Source organism: Pedomonas sp. (assembly GCF_036515995.1).
Taxonomy (GTDB): Bacteria; Pseudomonadota; Alphaproteobacteria; order Sphingomonadales; family Sphingomonadaceae; genus Pedomonas.
Window position 1 is genome coordinate 1 of the sequence record NZ_DATBUP010000195.1, and the last position, 7,235, is coordinate 7,235.

The window sequence follows — 7,235 nt, forward strand, 5'->3', positions numbered from 1 at the left end:
CCGCCACCTACGCCAAGCGCTTCGCTGCCAAGGAGGCCTGCTCCAAGGCCCTGGGCACCGGCTTTCGCAGCGGTGTCTTTCTGAAGGACATCGGCGTCGTCAACCTGCCCACGGGCCAGCCCACGCTGCATCTGACCGGCGGCGCTGCGGCACGTCTGGCCGCGATGACCCCTCCCGGCATGGCAACGGATATCCATCTCACGCTCACCGACGATCACCCCTGGGCACAGGCTTTCGTCATCATTACGGCCCGGCCCGTCTGATCGGCCACCCATCTGACATGGGGACCCTTCTGGCAGGGGGCGGGGCTGTTCGACTTGACAGGCTCGCGCCTGCGGGCGAAGAGCAGATTTTCCTAAACTGGTTATGAAGAATGGCTGATCCAGACACCTCCACGGGGACCGCCGCAACCGGCTCTGCCGTCAAGTCCACCCCGGCCAAGACCGGTTGGCTCGACGAGAGCAAGGATCTCATCAAGACCATCGTCTATGCGGTGCTGATCGCGCTGGGCTTCCGCTCGGTTGCCTACGAGCCGTTCAACATCCCCTCGGAATCCATGCTTCCGGGGCTCATGGTGGGCGACTATTTGTTCGTCTCCAAGTTCCCCTACGGCTACAGCCGCTACTCCTTCCCGCTCGGCCTTGCCCCCATCGACGGGCGCATCTTCGGCGGCGACGTGGAGCGCGGGGACGTGATCGTCTTCAAGCTGCCCAAGGACAACTCCACCGACTACATCAAGCGCGTCATCGGCCTGCCCGGAGACGTGGTGGAGATGCGTCAGGGCACCGTTTACATAAATGGCAAGCCGATCCAGCGCGAGCGCGTGGAAGACCGTGTGATGGAGGTGTCCCCGAACACCGACTGCGTCAGCAACTTCCCGTTCTATCGGGTGAGCGAGGGCAACGGCAAGATCACCTGCCGCTATCCGCAGTTTCGCGAAACCCTGCCGGACGGCCGCAGCTACATGACGCTGGACCTGATCCCGGACGGCCTGCGCGACACCACCCGCCCGTTCTTCGTGCCCGCCGGTCACTATTTCGTGCTGGGCGACAACCGCGACTACTCCGCTGACAGCCGTCTGACCGCCGCCGAAGACGGCGTCGGCTTCCTGCCCGCCGAGAACATCGTCGGCCGCGCCGAGTTCCTGTTCTTCTCCACCAACGGCGAAGCCCAGCTGTGGACGCCATGGAAGTGGCACAAGACCGTCCGTTGGGACCGCCTGTTCCAGGCTGTTGAATGAGTACCGAAGACTTGCAAGCGTGGGCCGAGCAGAAGCTCGGCCGTCGTTTTCGTAACTCCGAGCTTCTGGTCGAAGCCCTCACCCACACTTCCCTGCCGGGCCGCAACTATCAGCGGCTCGAATTCCTTGGGGACCGGGTGCTTGGCCTCCTGATCTCCACATGGTTGTTCGAGAAATACCCCAGCGAGAGCGAGGGCAAGCTGAACCGCCGGTTCGTCGAACTGGTGCGCGGCCAGACCTGTGCCGACATCGCCCGCAGCCTCGGCACCTCCCGCCAGATCCGGCTTGAGCGCACCGCCCGAGACCAGAGGGTCAACGAGACCGTCAACGTGCTGGGCGACGTATGCGAGGCCCTTATCGGCGCGCTGTACCTTGATGGCGGCATGGCAGCGGCGCGCAAGTTCGTGCGTTCCGCCTGGGAGCCCCTCGTCAACGGTGCCGCCACGGTCGAGAAGGACCCCAAGTCGGCCCTTCAGGAGTGGGCGCAGGGACGCGGCCTGCCGCTGCCCGCCTACACCATTGTCGGCAAGCACGGCCCGCACCATGCACCCGAATTCACGGTCGAAGTGGCCGTGCGCACGCAAGATCCCGTTCAGGCGACCGGCAAGTCCCGTCAGGAAGCCGAAAAGCAGGCGGCAGCAACCCTGCTCGCCAAGGTAAGAGAAACGACAGTAAAATGACTAAGATTACCTCCATTATCCCGACTGAAGGCCAACCCGAAGGCACCACCTGGTGCGGTGAAGTTGCCGTTATCGGCGCGCCCAACGCGGGCAAGTCCACGTTCGTCAATGCGCTGGTCGGCGCAAAGGTCGCCATCGTCAGCGCCAAGGTGCAGACCACCCGCACCCGCCTCATCGGCATCGCCATCGAGGGCAATTCCCAGCTGCTGTTGGTTGATACGCCCGGCATCTTCAAGCCGCGCCGCCGTCTGGACCGCGCCATGGTCAAGGCCGCCTGGGAAGGCACCCAGGGCGCGGACGTGATCTGCCTCATCGTCGATGCCAAGCGCGGCATCACCGAAGAGGTGGACGACATCCTGAACAATCTGGCGCAGGACGAGTCCGGCGCGCCCAAGTTCCTCGTGCTGAACAAGGTGGACATCACCCCCAAGGAGCGCCTGTTCGAGTTGACCCTGAAGCTACACGAGCGCATCAAGTTCGCCGAGACCTTCATGGTCTCCGCCCAGCAGGGCGACGGCATTGCGGACGTGAAGAAGGCCCTCGCCAAGCTCATGCCAGAGAGCCCGTGGCACTACCCGGAAGATCAGGTGGCGGACGTGACCCAGCGCCTCATGGCCGCCGAGATCACCCGCGAGCAGCTCTACCACCAACTGCATGACGAACTGCCCTACGCAGCGACCGTCGAGACCGAGAAGTGGGAAGAGCGCCGCGACGGCTCCGCCGCCATCAATCAGGTCATCTACGTCGAGCGCGACACCCAGAAGGCTATCGTGCTCGGTGCCAAGGGCGCCCGCATCAAGCAGCTCGGCGCTGCCGCCCGCACCGAGATGGAAGCCAACTTCGGCCGCCGCGTCCATCTGTTCCTGTTCGTCAAGGTCAAGCCGGACTGGGCCGAAGACCGCTCCATCTACAAGGACATCGGCCTGGATTGGGTGGAGTGACATCCACCTGACGCTGATGCAGCAAGGGGGCCTCGCGCCCCCTTTTTCATGTCTGCTTGCCCCCCGGTTTTTGGAAAGGGATTACGCTTGCCCAAAACTGAGTGATCGCTTACTTCTCGCACTTGGCTCGGTCAGCGATCGATCAATAGGGGGAGCACTGCCATGATCACTCTGGAAGACAAGTACGCCATTCAGGAACTGGTGGCCCGGTTCGCTCATTGCTCGGATTTTGGAGACTGGGCGGGCATGGAACAGCTTTACGTTCCGGAAATCGTCACGGAGATGGAGGGCATCCCCATCAGGTACGAAGGCATCGCCGCCCAGATCGAACATGCCAGGGAGTCCGAGCATCAGACCGGGGGCAAGAACCGTCACCTGCACTTCAACCTGTATATCGAGGAAACGAACGGCGAAGTGCGCGCCAACTACATGTTCCTCAACGTCAACGCAGGCGCTGCCCCCATGGCAGCCAAGATCGTCGTTAGTGGCCGTCACCATGATACGGTGGTGAAGACGGATGCCGGCTGGAAGTTCTCCCACCGCCGCGTCATTTTCGACCAGTCCTTCGAACTGAACTTCTGATCATCGGGCGACAAGCAGGCCGGGCCTGTGGCTCGCGCCTGCTCCAGCCAGACTCACTCACTCCGAACAAACGCAGCCGCACCCATGCTCAGGGCTTTCACACAGCTTTTCCTCGGGCTCGTCCTCTGTGGCTTCGCCGTTGCCGCCATGGTGCGCGCCAACCTCGGGCTGGGTCCGTGGGATGTCTTTCATCAGGGCGTCGCGCAGAAATCCGGCCTCAGCCTCGGCATGGTCTTCACCCTGACCAGCTTCGTAGTCCTGACATTGTGGGTCCCGCTGCGCCAGAAGCCCGGCATTGGCACCGTGGCCAACATGATCCTTGTCGGCATCGCGACGGATGTCGGCCTTTGGATCCTGCCGCCTGTCGATGAAATGCTGACCCGCTATGCCTTGCTGCTCCTTGGCATCGTTGGAACTGGTATTGGTGCAGCCGCATATCTCGCCACCGGACTTGGCCCGGGAGCGCGGGATGGCCTGATGACGGGGCTGAACAGCAAATACGGCTGGCCGCTCCACAGGGTGCGGACCGGGATTGAGCTTGTCATGCTTGGGCTTGGCTGGCTTTGCGGCGGCAAGGTCGGCGTCGGCACGGTTGCATTTGCGGTATTGGTCGGACCCGTGCTCCACTGGAGCCTGCCCTTGTGGAAGCATCAGGCCCCCAGTCCGGTACGCGCCCCCAACTGACCAAGGCGAGGCGTTTCCCGTTGCCCCTGCCAAAAAGGCCCGCCATGCCCTATCAGGAGAGTCCCATATCCGAGGCGACTCTCCCCCATGCACTGGTCCGGCCCTGCCATCATCCTCTCCATGTCCGCCCACGGCGAGAACGGGGCCATCGTGCGCGTGATGACGGCGGAGAACGGCCTGATCGCGGGCTATGTGCGCGGCGGCTCCGGGAGACGTTTGCGCCCGGTGCTCGTTCCCGGCAATCAGGTGAAGATCGACTGGCGCACCCGCGTCGAGTCCCAGCTTGGCCACATGACCGTGGAGCTTGCTCATTCCGCTGCGCCCCTGATGCTGGGGCCGCGCCTCGCCACCGCCATTCTCGGCTGGGCCACCGCGCTCACAGCCGCCGCTCTCCCCGAACGCCAGCCTTACCCGGCCATTCATGAGGCGCTGGCCACGCTTCTCACCATCATGGAGGTGAGCCCTGACCAACGCGCGTGGGCGGCCACGCTGGTGCGCTATGAGCTGATTCTGCTGGGCGAACTCGGCTTCGGGCTGGACCTGACCCACTGCGCCGCCACCGGCACCATGGAAGATCTGGCCTACGTCAGCCCCAAGTCCTCGCAGGCCGTGTGCCGTGAGGCCGGACTGCCTTACGCGCCGCGTCTCCTGCCGCTCCCTGCGTTCCTGCTGCCCGGCGGGCTGGCGGCCGGTGAGTGGCCGGACTGGGCTGAAATCGCCGACGGGTTGAAGCTCACCGGCCACTTCCTCGACCGTGACGTGCTGATCGGCCGCGTCCAGAGCCTGTGGGAAGCGCGCCATCGGATAGAATCCATAGTTTCTCGCGAACGGAACGAGAACAACAGTAGCCCCGCCGAAACCAAGCCGCTATAAGCTCCTTCATGGCAAAAACACCGACTGTCCCTGAAACCGACCGCATCCAGGACGAGCCGTTCTCGGAAGCGTTGTCCACCCGTTACCTGACCTACGCCCTGTCCACGATCATGGCGCGTTCGCTGCCTGACGTGCGTGATGGTCTGAAGCCGGTTCACCGCCGCCTCCTGTGGGCGATGCGGTTGCTGAAGCTCGACCCCAACACGGGCTACAAGAAGTGCGCCCGCGTCGTTGGTGACGTGATCGGTAAATACCACCCGCACGGCGACCAGTCGGTCTATGATGCCCTCGTGCGTCTCGCCCAGACCTTCGCGGTGCGCTATCCGCTGGTGGACGGCCAGGGCAACTTCGGCAACATCGACGGCGATAACGCGGCGGCCATGCGTTACACCGAGGCCCGCCTCACCGCCGTTGCCAGCGAGATGATGCAGGGGCTGGACGAGGAATGCGTCCCCTTCCGCTCCACCTATGATGGCGAGGAAGAAGAGCCGGAAATCTTCCCCGGTGCTTTCCCGAACCTGCTGGCCAACGGCGCGGCCGGCATCGCGGTCGGCATGGCCACCTCCATACCGCCGCACAACGTGGCGGAACTGGTCGACGGCCTGACCCTGCTGCTGGACAATCCGGACGTCACCACCGAGCGCCTCGTTGACCTCATTCCGGGGCCAGACTTCCCGACGGGCGGCGTCATCGTCGAATCCCGCGAATCGATCCTTGAGTCCTACAAGACCGGCCGTGGCAGCTTCCGCCTGCGCGCTCGCTATCACATCGAGGATCAGGGCCGCGGCACGTGGGCGATCGTCGTCACCGAGATCCCGTATCAGGTCCAGAAGTCCAAGCTCATCGAGCAGATCGCCAACCTCATCAACGACAAGAAGCTGCCGATCCTCGAGGACGTGCGCGACGAGTCGGCCGAGGAAATCCGGCTGGTGCTGGAGCCCAAGACCCGCACCGTTGACCCGACCGTGCTCATCGAGAGCCTGTTCAAGCTCTCCGAGCTGGAAACCCGCTTCCCGCTCAACCTCAACGTGCTGGACAAGAACCGCATCCCGCGCGTCATGAGCCTGAAGGAAGCGCTGGAATCCTTCCTCGATCACCAATTCGACGTGCTGCGCAAGCGCACCCAGTACCGGCTCGACAAGATCGCAGACCGGCTGGAATTGCTGGGCGGCTACCTGATCGCCTACCTCAACCTGGATGAAGTGATCCGCATCATCCGTGAGGAAGATGAACCCAAGCAGGAATTGATCAAGACCTTTAGCCTGACCGACCGTCAGGCCGAGGCCATCCTCAACATGCGCCTGCGCAGCTTGCGCAAGCTTGAGGAGATGGAGATCCGCAAGGAAGACGCGGCGCTGCGCAAGGAGCAGGCCGAGCTTCAGGATCTGCTCGCCTCTCCCGCCAAACAGTCCAAGCGCATCAAGAAGGATCTGGCCGACCTCAAGAAGCGGTTCGGCCCCGAGACCGTGCTCGGCAAGCGCCGCACCACCTTCGACACCGCCAAAGAAATGCCGTCCATTCCGCTCGAGGCCATGATCGAGCGTGAGCCCATCACCGTCATCTGCTCTGAAAAGGGCTGGGTGCGCGCCATGAAGGGCCACATCAACCTGGATGACGAGCAGAAGTTCAAGGAGGGCGACGGCCCGGCCTTCGCCTTCCATTCCTACACCACCGACAAGATTCTGGTGGTGGCGGACACGGGGCGCATCTTCACGCTGGGCGCTGACAAGCTGCCGGGCGGGCGCGGGTTCGGCGAACCGATCCGCCTGATGGTGGACCTGGATGCCGAAGCGCAGATCGTCACCATGCTGCCGGCACAAACCGGCGCAAAGTACTTCGTTGCCTCCAGCGATGGGCGTGGCTTCATCGTTTCCACCGAGAACGTGCTGGCCGAGAAACGCACCGGCCGTCAGGTCATGCGCCCGAAGGACAAGGCCAAGCTGGTGGTGTTCCGCTCTGTGGAGGGCGATCACGTCGCCGTCATCGGCGAGAACCGCAAGCTGCTCGTCTTCCCACTGGAGCAGGTGCCTGAACTGGCCTCCGGTCAGGGCGTCACCCTCCAGAAGTACAAGGACGGCGGCCTTTCGGACGTCACCCTGTTTACGCTGGCGGATGGCCTTTCCTGGCCCATGGGCGGCTCGACGGGACGTACCCGCACCGAGACCAATCTGGCTGACTGGATCGGCACCCGGGCACAGACCGGCCGCCTTCCGCCGATGGGCTTCCCCAAGAGCA

Annotated in this window: 8 protein-coding genes; all 8 read left to right on the top strand. The window is 63.6% G+C overall.

Features of this window, described 5'->3' with window-relative positions; translation table 11 throughout:
• On the top strand, nt 1-263 hold a 263-nt coding region (locus VIG90_RS14460), incomplete at its 5' end, for a holo-ACP synthase (RefSeq protein ID WP_331594227.1).
• Between the two features lie 110 nt (nt 264-373).
• Nucleotides 374-1,240, top strand: coding sequence for a signal peptidase I (gene lepB / locus VIG90_RS14465; protein ID WP_331594228.1), 867 nt, complete (start codon nt 374-376; stop codon nt 1,238-1,240).
• The gene (gene rnc, locus VIG90_RS14470) at nt 1,237-1,920 is read left to right on the top strand and encodes a ribonuclease III (protein ID WP_331594229.1); all 684 of its coding nucleotides are present in this window, start codon (nt 1,237-1,239) and stop codon (nt 1,918-1,920) included. Before lepB ends, rnc begins: the two co-directional genes overlap by 4 nt.
• A complete protein-coding gene (era, locus tag VIG90_RS14475; RefSeq protein ID WP_331594230.1) occupies nt 1,917-2,861 on the top strand; it encodes a GTPase Era in 945 nt (314 codons plus the stop codon). Before rnc ends, era begins: the two co-directional genes overlap by 4 nt.
• A 162-nt stretch (nt 2,862-3,023) precedes the next feature.
• A complete protein-coding gene (locus tag VIG90_RS14480) occupies nt 3,024-3,443 on the top strand; it encodes a nuclear transport factor 2 family protein (RefSeq protein ID WP_331594231.1) in 420 nt (139 codons plus the stop codon).
• Between the two features lie 84 nt (nt 3,444-3,527).
• A complete protein-coding gene (locus VIG90_RS14485; RefSeq protein ID WP_331594232.1) occupies nt 3,528-4,127 on the top strand; it encodes a hypothetical protein in 600 nt (199 codons plus the stop codon).
• An 87-nt stretch (nt 4,128-4,214) separates the two neighbouring features.
• The gene (recO, locus tag VIG90_RS14490; RefSeq protein ID WP_331594233.1) at nt 4,215-5,000 is read left to right on the top strand and encodes a DNA repair protein RecO; all 786 of its coding nucleotides are present in this window, start codon (nt 4,215-4,217) and stop codon (nt 4,998-5,000) included.
• Between the two features lie 8 nt (nt 5,001-5,008).
• The coding region (gene parC, locus VIG90_RS14495; RefSeq protein WP_331594234.1) for a DNA topoisomerase IV subunit A at nt 5,009-7,235 on the top strand (2,227 nt) is incomplete at its 3' end.